This window comes from Nostoc sp. (assembly GCF_036917555.1).
GTDB lineage: Bacteria > Cyanobacteriota > Cyanobacteriia > Cyanobacteriales > Nostocaceae > Nostoc.
In genome coordinates this window covers 419,518-441,156 of record NZ_JBALDD010000023.1, presented here as the reverse complement: position 1 = coordinate 441,156, position 21,639 = coordinate 419,518, and the positions used below count along the sequence as shown (strand labels likewise).

The 21,639-nt window shown below is 43.4% G+C and carries 19 protein-coding genes; 13 read left to right on the top strand and 6 right to left on the bottom strand.

Features of this window, described 5'->3' with window-relative positions; all coding sequences use genetic code 11:
* Positions 1–409 precede the first annotated feature (409 nt).
* The 9 genes from V7K60_RS10645 to V7K60_RS10605 all read left to right on the top strand — a co-directional run bounded on the left by V7K60_RS10645 (position 410) and on the right by V7K60_RS10605 (position 10,110).
* Positions 410–2,464, top strand: coding sequence for a phosphodiester glycosidase family protein (locus tag V7K60_RS10645; protein WP_442944367.1), 2,055 nt, complete (start codon positions 410–412; stop codon positions 2,462–2,464).
* A gap of 281 nt (positions 2,465–2,745) precedes the next feature.
* Positions 2,746–3,165 (top strand): cupin domain-containing protein, encoded by a 420-nt coding sequence (locus tag V7K60_RS10640; protein ID WP_322695584.1) that lies wholly within the window; start codon positions 2,746–2,748, stop codon positions 3,163–3,165.
* Positions 3,166–3,415: 250 nt separating this feature from the next.
* On the top strand, positions 3,416–3,739 hold the full coding sequence (locus tag V7K60_RS10635; RefSeq protein ID WP_334925272.1) for a HesB/IscA family protein: 324 nt from the start codon (positions 3,416–3,418) through the stop codon (positions 3,737–3,739).
* Between the two features lie 133 nt (positions 3,740–3,872).
* Positions 3,873–4,256, top strand: a complete 384-nt coding sequence (gene rpsL / locus V7K60_RS10630) for a 30S ribosomal protein S12 (protein WP_334815629.1) — start codon at positions 3,873–3,875, stop codon at positions 4,254–4,256.
* Between the two features lie 581 nt (positions 4,257–4,837).
* Entirely contained in the window at positions 4,838–5,308 is a 471-nt protein-coding gene (gene rpsG / locus V7K60_RS10625) for a 30S ribosomal protein S7 (protein WP_069070112.1), read from the top strand.
* A gap of 137 nt (positions 5,309–5,445) precedes the next feature.
* On the top strand, positions 5,446–7,524 hold the full coding sequence (gene fusA / locus V7K60_RS10620; protein WP_334925270.1) for an elongation factor G: 2,079 nt from the start codon (positions 5,446–5,448) through the stop codon (positions 7,522–7,524).
* A gap of 23 nt (positions 7,525–7,547) precedes the next feature.
* Positions 7,548–8,777, top strand: coding sequence for an elongation factor Tu (tuf, locus tag V7K60_RS10615; protein ID WP_334925268.1), 1,230 nt, complete (start codon positions 7,548–7,550; stop codon positions 8,775–8,777).
* 183 nt (positions 8,778–8,960) lie between these two features.
* Entirely contained in the window at positions 8,961–9,278 is a 318-nt protein-coding gene (gene rpsJ / locus V7K60_RS10610) for a 30S ribosomal protein S10 (protein WP_008232935.1), read from the top strand.
* 184 nt (positions 9,279–9,462) lie between these two features.
* A complete protein-coding gene (locus tag V7K60_RS10605; protein WP_322726970.1) occupies positions 9,463–10,110 on the top strand; it encodes an LON peptidase substrate-binding domain-containing protein in 648 nt (215 codons plus the stop codon).
* A gap of 133 nt (positions 10,111–10,243) precedes the next feature.
* Here the strand turns inward: V7K60_RS10605 and pheA are convergent, their stop codons facing one another.
* Positions 10,244–11,119, bottom strand: coding sequence for a prephenate dehydratase (pheA, locus tag V7K60_RS10600; RefSeq protein ID WP_334925266.1), 876 nt, complete (start codon positions 11,117–11,119; stop codon positions 10,244–10,246).
* A 465-nt stretch (positions 11,120–11,584) separates the two neighbouring features.
* Here pheA and V7K60_RS10595 point away from each other — a divergent pair, with 465 nt between their 5' ends.
* Positions 11,585–12,172: a DUF1997 domain-containing protein gene (locus tag V7K60_RS10595; protein ID WP_334925264.1), complete on the top strand. Its 588-nt coding sequence runs from the start codon at positions 11,585–11,587 to the stop codon at positions 12,170–12,172.
* Between the two features lie 108 nt (positions 12,173–12,280).
* On the opposite strand, the gene V7K60_RS10590 is transcribed toward V7K60_RS10595, so the two are convergent.
* From V7K60_RS10590 to V7K60_RS10575, 4 genes are all read right to left on the bottom strand, one after another.
* Positions 12,281–12,937 carry a ribonuclease HII gene (locus V7K60_RS10590; RefSeq protein WP_334925262.1) on the bottom strand — a complete coding sequence of 219 codons (657 nt, stop codon included), beginning with the start codon at positions 12,935–12,937 and terminating at the stop codon, positions 12,281–12,283.
* 8 nt (positions 12,938–12,945) lie between these two features.
* Positions 12,946–15,087 (bottom strand): Rne/Rng family ribonuclease, encoded by a 2,142-nt coding sequence (locus V7K60_RS10585; RefSeq protein ID WP_334925260.1) that lies wholly within the window; start codon positions 15,085–15,087, stop codon positions 12,946–12,948.
* 937 nt (positions 15,088–16,024) lie between these two features.
* Positions 16,025–18,796, bottom strand: a complete 2,772-nt coding sequence (locus tag V7K60_RS10580; protein WP_334925258.1) for a TIGR03936 family radical SAM-associated protein — start codon at positions 18,794–18,796, stop codon at positions 16,025–16,027.
* A 148-nt stretch (positions 18,797–18,944) separates the two neighbouring features.
* Entirely contained in the window at positions 18,945–19,274 is a 330-nt protein-coding gene (locus V7K60_RS10575) for an STAS domain-containing protein (protein WP_334925256.1), read from the bottom strand.
* 471 nt (positions 19,275–19,745) lie between these two features.
* Between V7K60_RS10575 and V7K60_RS10570 the strand changes: the two genes are divergently transcribed.
* Both V7K60_RS10570 and V7K60_RS10565 read left to right on the top strand, forming a co-directional pair.
* Positions 19,746–19,946, top strand: coding sequence for a hypothetical protein (locus tag V7K60_RS10570; protein ID WP_094349495.1), 201 nt, complete (start codon positions 19,746–19,748; stop codon positions 19,944–19,946).
* A 255-nt stretch (positions 19,947–20,201) separates the two neighbouring features.
* The gene (locus V7K60_RS10565; RefSeq protein ID WP_334925254.1) at positions 20,202–20,387 is read left to right on the top strand and encodes a hypothetical protein; all 186 of its coding nucleotides are present in this window, start codon (positions 20,202–20,204) and stop codon (positions 20,385–20,387) included.
* Between the two features lie 268 nt (positions 20,388–20,655).
* Here the strand turns inward: V7K60_RS10565 and V7K60_RS10560 are convergent, their stop codons facing one another.
* The gene (locus V7K60_RS10560) at positions 20,656–21,021 is read right to left on the bottom strand and encodes a hypothetical protein (RefSeq protein ID WP_334925253.1); all 366 of its coding nucleotides are present in this window, start codon (positions 21,019–21,021) and stop codon (positions 20,656–20,658) included.
* 295 nt (positions 21,022–21,316) lie between these two features.
* Here V7K60_RS10560 and clpS point away from each other — a divergent pair, with 295 nt between their 5' ends.
* On the top strand, positions 21,317–21,598 hold the full coding sequence (gene clpS, locus V7K60_RS10555) for an ATP-dependent Clp protease adapter ClpS (RefSeq protein ID WP_104907504.1): 282 nt from the start codon (positions 21,317–21,319) through the stop codon (positions 21,596–21,598).
* Positions 21,599–21,639 lie beyond the last annotated feature (41 nt).

Sequence of the window (21,639 nt, the reverse complement as noted above, 5' to 3'; positions counted from 1 at the left end):
ATCCCGATCCAGCAATAAAATCAGCGTATTACAATATATACCCATTTGACAATTCCTAAATATTGTTGTTGTCTATAATTTTGCTGCTTACCAGTTGCCGCATATATTGCTATTAACTAGACATTACTGAAGTAATAACAGTAGCAACGTTCAGCTAGGATTAAATATCTTAATCCGGTTTTGATAACCAAAACTACCGTATATAGTGTGGTTAGGATTAGTGGGAGTTAAAAAACTTGATTGCAGTGGCTTTAGCGTCTAAATAAATTAATGTGTGTCTAAAAGAGATAACTAGCCAACATATAGATTACCATATTTATTCAAAAATAAAGTCATCTTTCCTTTATATTTCCAAATAATTGGTTAGTTTAGACCTTGGGTAATAGTTTTCAAAAGTACCTAGTAAATTATGGTAAAAATGCCGAATTGTTGCCAATCAGAGATTAGCGATGGCTCCGCCAACACCAAAGGCGAACGCAGATTTTTCCGGGCTACTGTGTCACCAATACTTTTAACAGTACTGTGCTTAACGACTACTTGTGCTACCAACGCCCAGGAGTCCTTAAAAACCACCAAATCAATACCCAGGTTAATCTCACAATCACCTGCACCTCCTTTAACGGGTGTAGCATCCTCTGGTAATCAAATTTCCCTCAATGGTCGTACTTTACCAGGAACTTGGTTACAGCGGCCTGGAAAATCTGGCCAAGTGACAACTAATATCAGTGATGGGGCATTTAGGCAATTAATTGGAGTAAATTTCTTAAACAGTAGTAATTCAGCGAAGCAACTAATACAGTGGTTTTCGTCGTTGACACAGCCATTAGTATTAGCTACCAGGCTAGTAGGGGCATATCGCTATCTGGATATCACTAATTTTGCTCAAACATCTGGATGGCAAATTCAAGCTAATGGCAACACTTTGGTGATTTCTACCCCAAAAACACAAATCACAAATATTGTTCAGAGCCAGGAACCTTCAGAAGCAAGTGCCCCTTTGCAACAGGCTCGGATTCTTGTCGATTTAGATCGTCCCACTCCCTGGCAAGTTGCACAAGGGTCAGCGATCGCAAAACTGCAAACTCCTTCCTCTGATCCAGATACGCCAACTCCCAAATCCGCTGTACCGCCAAATCGACAGTGGACAATTACCCTCGATGGAATAGCCGACCCTGTTTTGATAGAACGCTATACTCCCCAGCCACCAACAGCACCACCAACATTGCTGCCAAACCTGCTCAAACAACTATCACCAGCCACACCAACAGAACCAATACCACCAGCCCCTGAACCACTAATTCAAAAAGTGGAGGTGGTGAAAAACCAAACGATCATTAGTCTGAGCGTTCCCTTTGGTCTATCGCCTCAAGTTACTACTGTAGCTAACCCCAATCGTCTGATTATCGATATTCGACCCGATCCTCTAGAAGAACGAGATATTAGTTGGGCCCCAGGATTGCGCTGGCGACAGCATTATGTCAACTTAGGCACAGAACGTTTTCCGGTAGTCTGGTTAGAAGTTAATCCCCACAAATTTGGGCTAACTTTGAAACCTATGTGGGCTAGTCCATCAGGGCTAGCCGGTACTGCTCCCTTAATTCAAACAGCACAACGTTACTTAGCATTAGCTGGAATTAATGGTGGTTATTTTAACCGCAATAACAGATTGCCACTGGGTGCGATTCGTCGAGATGGTCAGTGGTTATCAGGCCCGATTCTTAACCGAGGTGCGATCGCTTGGAATGATTCAGGCCAATTTTACTTTGATCGTCTCACCTTAGAAGAAACTTTAATTACGGCAAATGACCAGCGCCTACCAATTCTGTTTTTCAACAGTGGCTACGTCCAGAGTGGCATTGCTCGTTACACCTCAGCTTGGGGATCAACTTACACACCCCTGACAGATAACGAAATTATCTTAGTGGTAGAAAAAGACCAAATTATTAATCAGTTACCAGGCGGTAAAGTTGGTGCGACAGCGGTTCCCATTCCCCAGGATGGCTACCTGCTAACTTTACGTGCTAACGCTACTAGTGCTGCCTCCCAGCTACCTATTGGAAGCGCAGTAAGTATTTCCAGCGCTACTATTCCAGCTAATTTTAGTCGTTATCCCTACATTATCGGTGCTGGGCCGCTATTAATCCAAAATCGTCAAATTGTCCTTGATGCCAAAGGCGAAAAATTCAGTAATGCCTTTATTGCCGAAAAGGCTATTCGTAGCGGTATTTGCACAACGACAACAGGCACACTGATAATTACTGCCACACATAATCGTGTCGGCGGTTATGGGCCTAATTTGGCAGAACATGCCCAATTGATGCAACTAATGGGCTGTGTGGATGCTTTAAATTTGGATGGGGGTAGTTCTACCAGCCTTTATTTAGGAGGTCAACTACTCGATCGATCGCCCAGTACCGCTGCTCGTGTTCATAACGGAATTGGTATTTTTCTGCAACCACGATAATCAGGGAATAGGGAATAGAGAAAAAACTCAATTACCAATCCCCAATCCCTAATCCCCAGTCACTTTTTAAAGTTTAGAACAAGCTGTCATTTTGCTTGATGAAGACTTGGTGTAGACATCAGAATTTTAGTAGTGATGGTTTACACCATAAGGTTTGATTTTGCTATGTTTATCAAAGTGCGACAAAATTGCTGATTTTTAAGGTTGCAAGATAGCGCCAGGTTTTTTTTATCAATAATTAAGAGTACCAACGGTTTGTTATGTCTTCAAATGAGGTAACTATGGCTCGATATCAAGAAACTACACAGACTGAAACTCTACACCTCCCTCCAAACATAACTTCCAGGGGCGTTGCTGCAACTGAATTACGTCCTTGGGGTGCTTTTACAGTTTTGGAAGAAGGGCGTGGATACAAAATTAAACGCATCGAAGTTAAGCCAGGACACCGCCTCAGTCTACAAATGCACCATCACCGCAGTGAACATTGGATTGTCGTCTCTGGTACAGCTAGAGTAGTTTGTGGTGAGAAAGAAGTACTACTGAGCAATAATGAGTCAACATACGTACCCCAATGTACATCTCATCGTTTAGAGAATCCTGGCGTGATCCCATTGATATTGATTGAAGTCCAAAATGGCGAATACTTGGGAGAAGATGATATTATCCGCTACCAAGATGACTATGCCCGTACCAAAGATTAAAACCAAAAGAACGCTATTAAAGCTCTAATCCTAAAGCTGAATACATTTTTGTGTAAACCGTCTTTGTAAACGAACTATTGCACCCCAGAAGTCCCTACCTTATTAAGGTGGGGACTGAAGCATGTTAGTGTTATAAATGTAGTAATAGCGATCGCGCTCATACCTTCGGTGATTTGGAATTTTGCACAAGCAAAGGTCAACCCATCTGTAAAATGGAAGATGGGGTATTCAATTGCAAAAAACGAGTTCCATGATTCATCTGAGTCAAGCAGCCATTAGTGAGATTGGGCGAATTAAGTCCAAGCAGCCAAATGTCTTGTTTCGATTGGCAGTAAAACCAGGTGGTTGTTCTGGATTCTTTTATGATATGTCCTTCGATGAAGCAATAAAAGTTGGTGACCAGGTTTTTGACTTGGATGAGATTCAAGTAGTCATAGATGCCACAAGCTTAAATTCCCTCAACGGTTTGAGGGTGGATTATTCAGAAGACTTAATGGGTGGTGGTTTTCGCTTCCACAATCCCCAGGCGATCGCTACCTGTGGCTGTGGCAATTCCTTCTCCTTGAGTCCCTAGTGATTGAACAAATAGTCAAAAAACAGATGTTCAATCACTAAAGAAAAATAACAATTGACATAAAGCCGTAAAAAAAGATATAATCAGGATTTGTTAAAACTTAGACCATAAGCAGCTTTACGCGCTGTAACTCATGCCAACAATACAGCAGCTAATACGAAATGAGCGCGAACAAGCGCGTCAGAAAACCAAGTCCCCGGCTCTGAAACAATGTCCCCAACGTCGGGGAGTTTGTACCAGAGTATACACGACCACACCAAAAAAGCCTAACTCAGCCCTACGCAAAGTAGCAAGAGTCAGACTTACCTCTGGATTTGAAGTCACAGCTTACATTCCAGGCATTGGTCACAACTTACAAGAACACTCAGTTGTGATGATTCGTGGCGGTCGGGTTAAGGATCTACCAGGCGTGAGATACCACATCATTCGTGGCACCCTAGATACAGCCGGAGTCAAAGACCGCAAACAAGGCCGTTCCAAGTATGGAACCAAGCGTCCTAAAGTAGCGAAAAAATAGGATTAGGCGATTAATCGCATCCAACACGATTAATCGTCTACCTTAAAAAAGCCCAAGGACAAAAAAGGATCGCCGTCTGTGTTTTAACAGTAGTTATGAAGGCTGCGAAAGTCTGTTTCAAAAAATCAAGCAAGCTACATCTACACTAAGCGAGCAAGTGTAGAAGTTCTAAGGAGGAGAATGCTGTAATCTACAGCTAATTTCTCATCTGAACATTAAAGTTTATAATCTTGTCGCCTTGAGTATTTTGTTGCAGGTAGCAAGTCAATGAATTTTAGATTTTAGATTTGCGATAGCGTAGCGTTAGCGAGTTATCGAGCGTCTTTTGGATTGGTCGAACCCACAAGGGAATTAGGCTTACAGACTTTTGATTTGTTCAGATCCTTGGGATCGGAATATATACCGAAAACTTTTAATCCAAAATTCAAAATCCAAAATCAAGAATTGACATTAAAGTAAGTCAGCCTTGCTGCAACAGTTGAAAAAAATAGAGGAAGTCTGAGGGTCAGGTTCTACCGCTTTTAGTTTCCGGTGTCTGATAGCATATAATTTCGTTGCCAATCCCGAATTAAAGGTGAAGTATGTCTCGTCGTGGTGTTATTCAAAGGCGCCCAGTTCCGTCTGACTCCGTATATAACAGTCGCCTTGTGAGCATGATTATCAGACGGATCATGCGTCATGGCAAAAAATCACTTGCCGCACGCATTGTTTATGATGCATTAAAAACGATTGAAGAACGCACTGGTGCTGGTGCGTTGGAAACCTTTGAAAGAGCAGTGCGAAATGCCACGCCTTTAGTAGAAGTAAAAGCTCGGCGAGTTGGTGGAGCAACCTACCAAGTACCAATGGAAGTGCGTACAGAACGGGGCACTACTTTAGCACTGCGTTGGTTAGTGCAATATTCCCGGTCTAGACCAGGCCGGACAATGGCCAGCAAATTGGCAAATGAATTAATGGATGCTGCAAACGAAACTGGCAATGCCATTCGCAAACGCGAAGAAACGCACCGGATGGCGGAAGCTAACAAAGCATTCGCACACTATCGTTACTAAGTAAAAAAGCGATATATCGCCTTGCCCAAGTGGTATATCGCGGATTTACAAAAAAAGACGGTTTTCCGTAAAAGTATAGAATCTTAACAAAGAGTAATATACAAGATATCATGAGGCAAAAACTATAGGAGGTAGCTGTGGCACGCACGATCCCGCTAGATAAAGTACGCAACATTGGTATTGCGGCGCATATAGATGCGGGCAAAACAACAACAACAGAGAGAATATTATTTTACTCTGGGATAATTCATAAAATTGGCGAAGTTCATGAAGGAACTGCCGTCACAGACTGGATGGAGCAGGAGCGGGAACGGGGAATTACCATTACTGCTGCTGCTATCAGTACCAGCTGGAAAGATCATCAAATTAACATTATCGATACCCCGGGTCACGTAGACTTCACAATTGAAGTTGAGCGTTCCATGCGCGTGTTAGATGGTGTAATCGCAGTATTTTGTTCTGTGGGCGGCGTGCAACCGCAGTCTGAGACAGTATGGCGGCAAGCAGAACGCTACAAAGTTCCTCGGATAGCCTTTATCAACAAGATGGATCGCACCGGAGCGAACTTTTATAAAGTTCACGATCAAATCCGCGATCGCCTGCGGGCGAATGCGATCGCTATTCAACTACCAATCGGTAGTGAAAACGACTTCCAAGGTATCGTTGACCTAGTACGGATGCGTGCGTATATTTACGCTAATGACCAAGGAACCGATATCCAAGAAACCGATATCCCGGAAGCATTGCAAGCGCAGGTAGACGAATTCCGCACCAAGCTAATAGAAGCGGCGGCAGAAACTGATGATGCTCTGATGACTAAGTACTTCGAGGGCGAAGAACTTACAGAACAGGAAGTTCGGACTGCCCTGCGTAAAGGCACAATTGCGGGAACAATTGTACCAGTACTTTGCGGTTCGGCATTCAAAAACAAAGGCGTACAGTTGATGCTGGATGCCGTTGTCGATTACCTGCCAGCGCCAAGTGAAGTACCGCCAATTCAAGGCTTACTGCCGAATGGCGATACTGTTGAGCGGCGGGCTGATGACAACGAACCCTTAGCAGCTCTGGCATTTAAGATTATGGCTGACCCTTACGGTCGCCTGACATTTGTTCGCGTTTATTCTGGTGTCCTGAAAAAGGGCAGCTACGTTCTCAACGCTAGTAAGAATAAAAAAGAACGGATTTCCCGCTTAGTTCTAATGAAGGCAGACGATCGGCAAGATGTCGATGAACTGCGAGCAGGTGATTTGGGAGCAGCTTTGGGATTGAAAGACACTTTGACAGGTGACACGCTCTGTGATGATGGATCGCCAGTAATTCTGGAATCCCTATTCATTCCTGAGCCTGTGATCTCGGTGGCGGTTGAACCCAAAACTAAGAACGACATGGACAAGCTGTCCAAGGCTCTGCAATCTCTCTCAGAAGAAGACCCCACCTTCCGTGTCCGCGTCGATCCGGAAACAAATCAAACTGTGATCGCGGGGATGGGAGAGCTACACCTAGAAATTCTAGTAGACCGGATGTTACGAGAATTCAAGGTGGAAGCGAATGTAGGTGCGCCGCAAGTAGCTTACCGAGAAACAATTCGGAAAGCTGTAAGCAAAATTGAGGGCAAATTTATCCGCCAAAGTGGTGGTAAAGGCCAATACGGTCACGTTGTGATCAATTTGGAGCCTGGAGACCCCGGTACTGGCTTTGAATTCGTTTCCAAAATTGCTGGTGGTACAGTACCTAAAGAGTACGTTGGCCCCGCAGAACAAGGAATGAAAGAAAGCTGTGAATCCGGTGTTCTAGCTGGATATCCGTTGATTGACGTTAAAGCGACGCTAATTGATGGGTCATACCACGATGTAGACTCTTCAGAAATGGCTTTCAAAATCGCCGGCTCAATGGCGATGAAAGAGGCTGTGCTGAAAGCTTCACCCGTCCTCTTAGAGCCTATGATGAAAGTTGAGGTTGAAGTTCCTGAAGACTATATCGGGAACGTCATTGGCGACCTCATCTCCCGCAGAGGGCAGATTGAAAGCCAAAGCACTGAACAGGGACTTGCTAAGGTCGCATCCAAAGTTCCACTAGCGACCATGTTTGGCTACGCCACTGATATCCGTTCAAAGACGCAAGGTAGGGGTATCTTCACGATGGAGTTCAGCCACTACGAAGAGGTGCCTCGCAGCGTAGCTGAAACTATCATTGCAAAAAGCAAAGGGAACGCTTAGTTAAAATAAGGAAATGAGCATTCATGGCACGCGCAAAGTTTGAAAGGAATAAACCCCACATTAATATCGGTACAGTTGGCCACGTTGACCACGGTAAAACTACCTTGACAGCAGCCATCACCATGACCTTGGCAGCTACGGGTCAGGCTGTAGCTAAGGGCTACGACCAAATTGATAATGCCCCAGAAGAAAAGGCACGGGGTATTACCATCAATACTGCTCACGTAGAGTATGAAACCGAAAGTCGGCACTATGCTCACGTAGACTGTCCAGGACACGCTGACTATGTGAAGAACATGATCACCGGTGCTGCCCAGATGGACGGAGGAATCCTGGTAGTTGCTGCTACCGATGGCCCTATGCCCCAAACCCGCGAACACATCCTGTTGGCAAAACAGGTAGGCGTTCCCAGTCTGGTTGTCTTCTTGAACAAAGAAGATTTGATGGATGACCCAGAACTCTTGGAACTGGTAGAACTAGAACTGAGAGAACTGTTAAGCAGCTATGATTTCCCTGGTGACGACATCCCCATCGTCAAAGGCTCTGGTCTGCAAGCTCTAGAAGCAATGACCAAGAATCCCAAGACCAAACGCGGTGAAAATCCTTGGGTAGACAAAATCTACGAATTGATGGATGCTGTAGATTCTTACATCCCCACTCCTGAGCGGGATGTTGATAAACCCTTCCTGATGGCTGTAGAAGACGTGTTCTCAATTACAGGTCGTGGTACTGTCGCCACAGGTCGGATTGAGCGGGGTGTAGTCAAAGTTGGCGATAACGTTGAACTAGTGGGTATCAGAGATACTCGCGCCACTACCGTAACTGGTATTGAGATGTTCAAGAAGAGTCTCGACCAAGGTATGGCTGGGGATAACGCTGGCGTACTACTCCGGGGTATCCAGAAGGCTGATATTGAACGGGGTATGGTCATTGCCAAACCTGGTTCGATTAAACCTCACAATGAATTTGAAGGTGAGGTGTATGTGCTAACAGAAAAAGAAGGTGGTCGTAAGACTCCATTTTTCGCTGGCTACCGTCCCCAGTTCTATGTGCGGACAACTGATGTAACTGGTACTATCAAAGCCTACACCTCCGATGAAGGTAAAGAAGTAGAAATGGTGATGCCAGGTGATCGCATCAAGATGACAGTAGAATTGATCAACGCGATCGCTATTGAACAAGGAATGCGCTTCGCTATCCGCGAAGGTGGTCGCACCATCGGTGCTGGTGTCGTCTCCAAAATTATCAAGTAGCACCTTTTCGCTCATAACAAAGGAGCAGAGATGGTATGTATTTTGCCTCTCTGCTCCTTTCTCTTCCCTCTATAAATAAGGTAATAGGTTACAGGGGACAGGTAATAGTTTTCTGTAACCTATAACTTGTAACCTTTAACCTGTAAATACTCCCCTAATTACGCAGAACCTGGAAAATTAAAGATGGCAACTTTACAGCAGCAGAAGATTAGAATTCGCTTACAAGCCTTTGACAGGCGCTTATTAGATACATCTTGCGAGAAGATTGTAGACACGGCTAACCGCACCAACGCTACAGCTATAGGCCCAATTCCTTTACCAACAAAACGCCGGATCTATTGTGTGCTGCGATCGCCTCACGTAGATAAAGATTCACGGGAGCACTTTGAAACCCGTACTCATCGCCGGATTATTGACATTTACCAGCCCTCTTCTAAGACTATTGATGCCCTGATGAAATTGGATCTACCATCGGGCGTAGATATCGAAGTCAAACTTTAATTAGTTATTAGTCATTAGTCATTAGTACTCAGACAAATGACACTAGTATGAATATTTACATAGCCCTGAAGAAATATATCTCAGGGCTTTTATTTAGCTAGGAAACAAATGATAGAATGTAGATAAAGTACGGGAAAACCAGAGAAAAAGAAATTTTAAAGATTAAGTTTATACCCAAGTAACAATGACATCATCTTCTAAAATTGCAGTTCGTGAACTACCTCTGTTCCCGTTACCGGAAGTAGTTCTGTTTCCTACTAGACCATTACCCCTGCACATCTTTGAATTTCGCTACCGAATCATGATGAACACGATTTTGGAGAGCGATCGCAGGTTCGGTGTCTTGATGTTCGATCCAGTCAAAGGTACAATTGCAAACACTGGTTGCTGTGCCGAAATCATTCATCACCAACGGCTGCCAGACGATCGGATCAAGATGATGACTTTAGGGCAGCAAAGATTTCGTGTATTAGAGTATGTTCGTGAAAAGCCATATCGTGTTGGCTTAGTTGAGTGGATTGAAGACCAACCACCGACTAAAGATTTGCGACCTTTATCAACTGAAGTAGAACAACTACTGCGAGATGTTGTACGTTTGTCAGCCAAATTAACCGAACAAAACATTGAATTACCAGAAGATTTGCCCGATCTACCAACAGAATTATCTTATTGGGTAGCCAGTAATCTTTATGGTGTCGCCGCAGAGCAGCAATTATTGTTAGAAATGCAAGATACTGTAACTCGTCTAGAGCGGGAAGCAGAAATTTTAACTTCTACTCGGAATCACTTGGCAGCTCGCGCTGTTCTCAAAGATACATTTAGTCAAAAGTGAGGAGTTAGGAGTTAAGAGTAAGGAGTTAGGAAGAAAAAACAAAAAGAAAAGATCGACAACTTATAATTTATATTTCCTAGCTGATAACTGGTAAATCCTAAATGATAACTCTTAACAGATAACTTCTAACTTCTTAATTAACGGCGCTGATGGGTAAAATATTGTAAGTGCCAAGAATTTTTAAAATCTCTGTGTGGATAGTTAATTCGGCTAAAGCAGATTGCATTTGTGCTTCCTTGGCATCTGCTTCTAAATCCATGAAAAACAAGTATTCGCCTAGCGATCGCTTTGTCGGACGAGATTCAATCCGGCTGAGGTTAATTCCTAGTTGAGCAAATATTTGCAAAGGTTTGAGCAATGCTCCGGGTGTGTTGGCAGGCATACTAAAAGCCAGCGATGTGTGACTGGCGCGTGTTGTTGATGCCCGGTATCTAGCTTCCGCTTCACCCTGACTTACTACCCAAAAACGAGTAAAGTTTTCTGGATTGTCATTGATGCCACTAGCAAGCATCGGCAGGTTGTAGAGTTGAGCTGCTCTACTAGAGGCGATCGCTGCCGTTGTTGTTTCTTGTTCCAATCGCTGTAGTGCTTCGGTTGTGGAATTACTGGGAATAATCTGTACAGTCGGCAGAAACCGCTCTAACCATCCCTGACATTGTGCCAAAGCTTGCGGGTGAGAGTAAACAGTTTTAATTTTATCTAAGCTAGACACGCAAGAAATTAACGTATGGACAATGGGTAATACCAAAGCCAATTGAATTCGCAAATTGCCTAACTGCCAAAGTGTATCTAGTGTTGTGGTAACACTCCCTTCAATAGAATTTTCTGCTGGTACAACAGCCAAGTGGGCTTGACCATCAGCAACGGCGTGCAGTGACTGAGAGATGGTGGGATAAGGACTTAACATAGCTTCAACTCCCGTACTTTTAGTCAACCAGTTGATATAAAGAACAGCTGCTTGTTCTGTGTAAGTGCCGGGAGGCCCTAAATGTGCGATTGATAAAGTCATGCTTTTAGCCTTGAGCTGCGAGTTTAATGTGTGAACAGAGATTATAATATTTTGGTTTGGCAAATATATTCAACATCTACTCTTACTAAACACTGTTATCTCTAAAATTTACGCACTAAAGGGATAGAACAAAATATCTATCCAGAAAAACAAGTTATGGAAATCAGTCTTCTAGCAGATAGATTTCCTAGCAGTTTTTTGGCTAAATCCCTCTGAAGATTTAAGAGCAATGATATTGGTTTCTACCCAAATAAGTGAGCATATTCTTGATTTTGTGTCAAGAGTTAAATACTCATCTATATTTCTTGAACTAAAGATAGAATAAGCGTACCAACTTTTTGCTAATGATGTATAGCTGATAAGCGACAATCGTTTTTATAGTCAATAAATTTTGTAGTTTTCTAATAATCAGAACTAAGTTGTTAAAAAATATTAAAATTAAGAAACAGATATTTTTATTAGCTCATGGCTACCCGGTTTACTGCCTCCCAATCGGTTGAAATCGCTGTTCCAGAGCAGCCTATTCCCATTCAGCACTACTTGCGTCAGCCTCAACGTCTGGTTAAGGCTTTGGTTGACAATAGCCGGATTCAGCAGCTTTCTGAGGAAGTATTTCGCTTGAAAATGCGTCCGCTGACTTTTATGTCATTAAGTATTCAACCTACTGTAGACATGAGAGTCTGGGCAGAATCAAATGGAATAATTTATTTGCGATCGCTAAACTGTGAAATTTTAGGTTTCGAGTATATTAACCAGCGTTTTGTTCTCAATTTAAAAGGGTATTTGTCTCCCAAAGAGTTTAGTACTGGCACTCGCCTGCAAGGAAAAGCTGATTTAGAAGTGCTGGTGGATTTCCCACCACCATTTTCCTTTACTCCTAAGCCGATTTTAGAAACTACTGGCAATGGTTTGCTCAAAAGTGTACTGTTGTCGGTCAAGCAACGGTTATTGAATCAACTTTTGACGGATTATCGCTACTGGGTGATATCACAAACTAAAGATAGAGGACTTGACAGTGATAGCACTGAATTACCAATCCTGAATGCTGAGTAATTTTTTAACAAACAGAATTCAGGAATCAGGAGCCAGAATTCAGAATTGAATTCTGTAATTAGTGGCAGGACTGAATCCCCGACTAATTCATTCTGAATTCTTCTTTAATTACTCAGCACTTAGACCTTTGATTTGGCAAGGACGAAAAGACTGACGATGTAGGGGCGAGAGCCCGTATTGTTGCAAAGCCAGCAAATGCCGTTGGCTACCATAACCCTTGTTACACTCCAGGTTGTACATAGGGTATTTTAATGCTAGACGCATTACCAGATCGTCACGCCAAACCTTAGCAACAATACTAGCAGAGGCAATAGCGAGTGATCGCTCATCCCCTTTGACTATTGTTTGTTGCGGCAATAGCAAATCTTTGATTGACTGATTGCCGTCAATCAAGCAAAGTGCAGGCTGTACTTTTAACTTCAGCACAGCCCGCTTCATTGCTAACAGCGTTGCTTGCAAAATATTTATCTTGTCAATTTCGGCAGTAGAAGCAAACCCAATTTTCCAGTCTATAGCCAGCCCACAAATTTGCTGCGCTAGCTGAGTTCTCCGAGAACTAGACAACTTTTTACTGTCTTTGATTTTAGCTGCCATCAGTATTGGCAAAGCGCGATCTGGTAGGATCACAGCTGCCGCTACCACAGGGCCAAATAGAGCGCCTCGCCCTACTTCATCAACACCTGCAACCAACCCTGGAATCCCTGACAAGGTAGAAAACTCCAGCCAAGTGGATTGTTCCAAAGGCGTTGGCGATGTTTCTACCATAAAGTAAATTAATTATCCTCGATCGCTGAGGAACGGCGGCGGCGGCGGCGGCTGGCAGTGGCACTGCTATTAGCTTCGCTTTCATCTGCGATCTCGTTCGCGGCTGCAGCTTTGGCAGACAAGCGTCCCGAAGGATTCACACTCAACTCCGATGGTTCAGTTGTCTCTTCGATCAAAGATTTTTGTTCTGGCTCAATAACTTTTGGTGTGGGTATTTTGCTTGCAGTTATTTCAGGTGTTACCTTTTGGGCAATAGTGATTACTTCAGGTGTTGCTTTTTGGACAATAGTTGATTCTGAGGTTGATTCAATTGGGGTCGTTGGCTGTTGACCGGGCTGAATCACATTAATAATCACAGACTTGGTATTTTTAACCTCTTGCTCTAACTTCACCAAGGGAGATATTCCCATTAAAGCAAATATATCCTGTTCTTGAAGGCTCATTTCTACAGTTTTAATCTCCGGTGGTTCTACCACTGGCTTAACTGGTTCTGCCTTGATAATTTTAGTGCGCTCTACTCTTTCACTCCAGCCTGGTTTACCAAGGGAAGGCGAGGGAATTTCTGGCGCAACTCCTAGTTCTGGTTCTACATCCAGGTCTAGGTCTGGCTCGTTAACAAAAGCCAGGGGATTGGGAACAATCCGAGCTTCATCTTTCCCGTTTAACCCATTAACACCAATTCGACTGCGGCGAGTCCGCGTACGGCGCTTATCATTAAGTTCTTGATAACTAGGATGATTGATCAGATTGAGGTTGCTCAATTCCGAGTCGCCGTCAAATGCTTCCCCAAATCCATCATAAGTTTCTCGTGGTTCCGGGATGCGGGCAGATGGCTGACGTGGTTCTCGGTGAGGCAAAGATACAAAACGCTCGCGCTCTGGTGTCTCTGCCGGTATCGGTAATCGGTTTTCGATTTCTCCAGGCAGACGTACAGTATGTCCTAAACCGCCACAGGTGGGGCAAGTTTCACCAAACAATTCATAAATATTTTGACCCTGACGTTTGCGGGTCAATTCTACTAAACCCAGTTCGGTAAGTTGAGCAATCTGGGGACGAGCTTTGTCTGCTTTGAGTGCTTTATTAAAATGTTCGAGAACTTGTAGTTGGTCACGTCGCAATTCCATATCGATAAAATCAACGACAATTACCCCGGCGATATTTCGCAGACGCAACTGGCGAGCAATTTCTGTTGCTGCTTCGCAGTTTGTCCACAAAACTGTTTCTCTAGCTGTTGCCGATCGCGTGAAGGAACCTGAGTTAACATCGATTACGGTTAATGCCTCTGTCGGCTCAATGATAATGTAACCGCCAGAAGGTAGGTCTACTCTCGGTTTCAGAGCTTCTCGAATCGCAGCAGTAATGCGGAAGTACTCTAAAATTGGGGAGCGATCGCGATGATGGTCAATCAACAATCCTTGCGGTGTTTGACCGCCACTCCAATTCTGCAAGTACTGTTTGACGCGCTTCAAACCAGTACTAGAATCTACGACAATCCGATTGACATCCGCACCATACATATCCCGCAATACGCGCTGGATAAAGTCATCGTCTCGGTTGAGCAGTGCTGGAGCACGGGTGGAATGGGCTTCCTGCTGAATGGCCTCCCATTGCTTTTGCAGCAACTCCAAATCTTCCATAATTGCTTCTTCGGGTTTGCCTTCTGCTTCTGTACGCACAAGCAAACCCATTCCCGCTGGCTTAACCAAAATCGCTAGCGCTCGTAAGCGGTTGCGCTCACTTTCACTTTTAATCCGTCGGGATAAATTTACGCCCCGACCATAAGGCATCAGTACTACGTAGCGTCCGGGTAAGGTAATGTTACCCGTGAGTCTGGGACCTTTTGTCCCCGTTGGCTCTTTCATTACTTGCACCAAAACTTTCTGTTGTGGTGCTAGTAGTTCTGTAATTGCCGCTGCGGTACGCTTGAGCTTCAATGGCCCCAAATCGGTGACGTGAATAAAACCGTTGCGCTCTGGGTCACCAATATTGACAAAAGCCGCATCTATCCCAGGTAATACGTTTTCTACTACTCCTAAGTAGATATCACCTATTTGATGATGACCTGTAGCAACAACGAGTTCCTGTATTTGATCTTCAGAAAAAACTGCAGCAATTTGGTGCTGCTCCGCGATGATAATTTGTTTTGGCATTCAATTTCCTCAAAAATTGGCAGCACTTACAGGTTTGAGGTTTGTTGTATCAAGTCCGGTTAATTACTTAATAATTCAAAACTACTTGCGTTTTTGCGTCAGTTTTAATTAGCAGTGTTTTCTCGGTTTGATATTATACTTTCGTTGCATTCACAACCCTCAAAAGGCGCTACTGAATAATAAAAATCGCAAATCTGAGCTTCTAAGTTAAATAGCTATTGGCGCTCTTAAGAGCGTTTCCACGGCTGATTATTCTAGAACTGCTGCATATCGTTTAAGCAATTAAATCAACCGTCCGTGGTTGATTTGTGATCCAATACCCTCAATCAAGAGAGTTCTGAGTTGAAAGTTCTAAATCCTGAGTGAGCATCTTAATTCAGGATGCTTTATTTGAGAGTAACCTACTGAATTCGTTAAGAAAAAGAAACTATTTCTATTTTCCATTCCCCGGATTTATCTTAGGGTTATACTTAGCTGCGCCAGTTGCTAACCTGCCTTAAGCCGCTCTAGCCTAAAACAAGCAGCGCTTTGCGCGTCTCGTAAACGTCTACAAGTCGGCATAACCGACAGAGGTTGCTTTAACTCTAAAAAAGTAATGCACTAGCTCTTGGGCACTACCTGGATTAGACATTCAGCAGTTGTTTAAAAGCATGGATTTAGAGAAGCTAACCGAGCCTGCTGTTAGTTACTGATTCACAAGGTAGCTATAGAGAGAGTGTGCATTCTTTAATCTGCTTTTTGTTTGTCTAGGATAAAATCCTAGAAGTTGCACTCTAATATCTTTGCTTTCGCCCCCTGAATACCAGGGTAGTGAACCAGCTAATTCAATGCAGCGCCAGAAAATTTATCTTCACCCTATTCTAACGCAACCTTACTAAAAATCAATTCCTGTGAGCTGCCATCTTAGGACAACTACTAGCAAGTTGGCCTACAGGGATTATACCCCTAAAATTAGCCGATTGCGGTGGATGTGCAGGAGTTGAAATTCTACACCAGCCACTGTCTCTAGCATAAACAGGATTTGTTCGGGACGCAACAGCAAACCGTCCTGGCGATAGCTACCTAGATAACGGATTACAGATGACATAGATTTTGCAACGCAATTGTAGTTTTCTACTAATTCCAGTTCAAATAAGCGATCGCGCAGATTTATTAACTGGCTCTTGCCTGATTTAGTTATTTGCTCGTACCAAAGTTCCTCTTTTGCTTTGATTGTATCAATCCAGTTTTGCCATTGTATGGGTGTTGTTTCTGCAAGTGCTCCTACAGTAATCAAATACTCTGCGGTCTCTAGCAGTTGGGTAGCGGCACTAGCTTTTAAATCTATCTGCTCCACATTATATATAGGTATGTCTGTGGGCATTTCATGAGCCAACTTTTCTCGGAAAGTATCAACTTCCACTGGCACAGTTAACTCAAAATCTGCAATTTCCCCGCTGCTAGTAGCCCCTAAAGCTAAAGCAGTTGCTAGAGAAATCCGTGGCATTGGGTGAAACCCACCAGTAAAAGCAATTGGTAAGCCTGCTCGCCGCACAACTCGGTCAAATAGACGGATTAAATCCAGATGGCTCATCAAAGCCATATTACCCTGCTTACCAAACCAAACTCGCAGTCTTTGCGCCTTTGTTGTGTTGGGGACAAACTCGCCTGCGAATTTTGGGATAGCAGGTGATTCAATCACCACGTTATGACCAAAGTCGATGCCACAGACGCCACAATGAGAACAACCTTCAAAAGAGCAGTCTGGGACAATTGCAGCTTCTAGAGCACGTTGCAAGTCTTCTTGGAGCCACTTTTTGTCAATCCCGGTATCAATATGATCCCAAGGTAGGGGAATATCGAGGGAGTGGGAAGAGACGCGATTAATCGCGTCTGTACTAGGGAGTGATGAGTTAGGAGTTAGGAGTTGGGTATTTTTTCCATCTTCTGTATTCCTCTGCTCCTCTGCGTGAAACAAATTCCATTCACCATTTTCTACTTGGCGGTATTTCCAATCTAAATCGGCTTGGGCGATCGCAGACCCCCAAGCGCTAAAAGCTCGATCTAAATTTTCATACCAGGAATCCATACCAGCACCCAATTCCCAGGCACGGCGGACTACTTTGCTCAAATTGCGATCGCCTCGTCCCACAAAATCTTCCATTGCCGAAATGCGGACATCAGTAAAATTTACCTTCACTGCCTTTATTCGGCGGAATTCTTGTTGCAACAGGTTTTGTTTGCGCTTAAATTCAGCGGTAGAAACTGAATGCCACTGGAATGGTGTATGGGGCTTAGGCGTAAAGTTAGAAATCGTCAGATTAAAGTTTAAAGGTTTTCTGCCTTTGCCCCGACATTCTCGCTGTAGCCAGCTTACTGTTTCGGCAATGCCCACAACGTCAGCATTGGTCTCACCCGGCAAGCCAATCATAAAATACAACTTTATTTTGTCCCAGCCTTGCTCCCAAGCGGTTTTTACTCCCCGCAATAATTCTTCATTCGTCAACCCCTTATTCACAATGTCTCGCATCCGCTGAGTACCAGCTTCTGGAGCAAAAGTCAGTCCAGCTTGCCGCGTACCTCCCAGGATGTTGGCAATATTTTCATCAAATCTGTCTACCCGTTGGCTTGGTAGAGTTAGAGAAATATTTTCATTTTTTAAGCGATTTTTGATTTCCATCCCTACTGCTGGTAGGGATAAATAATCAGAACAACTCAGAGATAGTAGGGAAAACTCATTGTAACCAGTTGCCCGCATCCCCTGTTCAATTGCTTCTACAACCTTATCAGGCTCTACATCCCGTGCTGGTCGAGTCAGCATTCCTGGTTGACAGAAGCGACAGCCACGAGTGCAACCACGCCGAATCTCAATGGTCAAGCGGTCATGAACCGTTTCTACATAGGGAACTAACCCGATGGAATATGCTGGTATGGGAGTTGCAACCCGTCGCAGAATTCGTTTTGGCACGTCTGGGCGACGAGGGTGAACTGAGCCATCCTCTGCCATATCGTAAAACTGAGGGACATATACGCCTGGTATCTGTGCCAAATCCAGCAATATATCTTCCCGACTCAATCCTGCTCGTTTGCCTTCTTCTAACACCAAACCAATTTCTGGCAGAAGTTCCTCTCCATCTCCAAGGGCGATAAAGTCGAAAAAGTCAGCATAAGGCTCAGGATTTGATGTCGCTGTTTGCCCACCAGCGAAAATCAACGGAAAGGATGACTGGGTATCGGTAGATTCCCTGACTTCCTGCCCCTCTGCTCCTCGGTCACTGAGCGTAGCCGTTGGCGCAGCCTCTCGTAGAGAAGTGCTGCTCCCCTGCCTTTCTCGCCATGTTAAGGGAATTCCTGCCAAATCCAACATTTCGAGGATATTAGTTGCACCCAGTTCGTAACTGAGGCTAAAACCTAAAATGTCGAATTCAGTCAGCGATCGCTTTGACTCTACCGCAAACAACGGCGTATTAGTTTCGCGTAGTTTGGCTGCCAGGTCTTTTCCTGGGAGGTAGGCGCGATCGCACAATTGACGCGGTTGGGCATTCAAGATGTTATAAAGAATGATATGCCCTAAATTAGATGCACCGACTTCATATACTTCTGGATAGGTTAAAACCCAACGTATTGCTGCCGTATCCCAAGGTTTGTGTACTGCTAATAGCTCGTTACCCAGGTAACGGGCTGGTTTTAAAATACCCGACGTTATTAATCTTTCAACTGCAACAACCACTGTGCTATCTTCTAGCCACCTTAATTACAGCTACCCAACCCCAACATTAGCATTGAATTAGGTCTTCTAACAAAGTTTATCGTTGCAACTTACAACTCTTTTACAAAAAGCCCATTTATTGCACGAACCTTTGTGCTTTTACATAAAGTTATATTTGGGCCAATTCGGCTTCAGCGTCTAATATTTCAAATACCCTATCGAGTTGCGTCAGTTCAAAAATAATTCTAATTTGTGGAGCAACAGCGCAAAGTCGGCAACTTCTTCCTAAAGTGAGAGCCAGCTTGTGTGTAGATAACAATGCCATCAACCCCGTGCTGTCTAACGATTCTACTGCTGCGAGGTCTACTACCAAGATGGAAATACCATTTTGCGCCAACGCTGTAGTCATATCTCGTTCAAATTTCAAGGCGTTTGCAGCATTTAAACACCCTTGGGGGCGAATGACTGCAATCTTGGGATAGTTAAGCACTGCCAGCATAGTTACATCCTATTAAGAATTTTGAAGCGTCAAGCTAAGGATTATTTGAACATAAACTCTATTTTGTTGCATCGACCATACGTCTTAGCTCTCTTTGCTGAATCTTTATTGCTTTAGTATGTCTGTTTAAAGATTGTTATAATTCCAGGTTAAAATGTGTTTATATATACTTTTTTTTTATGTCACTTCAAAAACAATCAACTATAGACGGCCATATAGCAGACAAATTATCAGTAACTATGCTGAGAAACCTTGCTTAGTCTATAACTAAAGCTAATTTAGCCAAGTCTTAACGTTAGGTTAAATCTGCCACTTTAGTGTTGCTGATGGCATACGGCAAAGTCATAGTGAATTATCTATCTAACTAATTAAATTGTGATATATATCACTACTAAGTTAGTATTTGGATCACTCTTTATACTGAGGCTGATCTGGGATGATTAGTGTCATATTACAGTTGGGTTATTACTTATGAGAACTCAGTACGCTATTCGTAAATTGGTAGAAAAAGCTCTTGACATTAAAAAACTAACTCCTGAGATAGAGAATGAAATAAACTCAGAACTGACGGAACTGGGTTACATTTCTGATGTTGATTACGAAGCCCTAGAATTATTAATGGCAGAGATGGATGCTGGACGAATCCAGTTGGTTCCTAGCCTGGGATTTTAAAATAATTCATAATGACGCTCTCTACGAAGGCGAACAGCGTGCCGCAGTCAGAAGTTGTGTGTAGCTTGCTTCTCTGTAAGGATACGAGGACTCTCTAACGTAATTCGTAATTAAATTTAGCAGGGGGATACAAGGGCGATATCATTGCTAGTATTTTTCTATAAGGTTGATTATTTAAATACTTAAGGTGGCGTAAACTGTGCTAATGAACCTCTACATTATGCATTCGTAGTAAATCTTCATAGAGTTTGCTAAATGCCTAAAAAAATTCCTCCCAATCTGTTTGCTGAATTTGTCCACAAGCGGAATGAACTCGTTGCTAAGGGAGTTGATATCATCAATATGGCTACTGGTGATCCAGATAAACTGACTTCTAGTCATATAATTCAGGTGATGCATGAGGCGATTGACGACGCTGTTAACCACAATTATCCACCTTAGCAAGGAACAAAAAAATTTCGGGTGCGAAGGATGTAGCAATTGAATTTCACAGTCTTCAATGCATGAAAAATGCTAGTATTCGCTACAGTTGAGGAAGAGACTGGGAATTAGGGACACTTCTCTTCTTAGGCTGCGCCAACGACCAGCAGTAATTGAGCGCAGTCGAAACTCAGTGTATTCCTGGGGACTGGGAAGACAAGAGGGACAAGGAAGACAAGGAAGAATTATTCAAGAAGTCTCTATGTTGTCTATTCCCAATGCCCAATCCCTAATCCTTAATCTCCAATCCCTCTTGATATGCTTGCCAAAGTTGGTGAATAAACTGATTGAGTTGCTGCTTTGCGACCGAATCAGGTTCAGTTTTTGGTTCTTTCGCTAAAAGTTGGCTTAAGAAGGTAATTACTTCTGTGTCTAATGCTGGACGAAATAAATTGGCAGGCCAAAGTAAGTCAGATGCATCTCGCAAATCAGTAATTAGGGGTGATTCTTCTATGAAAGTAACCATTAATAAAGGACGCACCCAGCATAGCTGGCGGGAAACTACAAATTGAATGACTTCTGCATACAGGTTCCTGTCGCCATATTTTAGAGACACAATTTGTCCCGCTTGAAGAAAATCTAGGCTCATGTCCATCTTGGGCAGGGGCAAGGATTATTTTGCTTGCAACTTCCTTAATTTTAAAAGTGAAAATGCGCTACGTTTAAGAAAAGCTTCTGTAAGATTAGGGTAGCACTCTTACGGCAGCCATGTCTTATATGTATACCTGATCAAGTCGCTACGTAAAACTAATACAACCAATCCCTGGCAGCCAAGGGTTTTCCTAGCATAATATCTGAGCAAAAATACTATAGAATAGGTAAACAACTGTTGAGCGATCGCAAAACAGAGACTTTGTTGTAGTGAAGTAACGAGAAAAGAGCAAAGAGCCGTGTCAGTTGAAACTATTGAAAAGCCTTCCACAACCCGCAAGCTCGCGCCTCGGTATCGCGTTTTGCTCCATAACGACGACTACAACTCGATGGAGCATGTTGTACAGTCACTAATAGCCACTGTACCTAGCCTTACCCAACCCCAAGCTGTGAGCATCATGATGGAAGCCCATACTAACGGGCTAGCTTTAGTCATTACTTGCGCCCTGGAACACGCTGAGTTTTATTGCGAAACATTGATAAGTCACGGTTTAAGTAGCACGATTGAACCTGATGAATAATCATTGGTCATTGGTCATTGGTCATTGGTCATTAGTCGAAA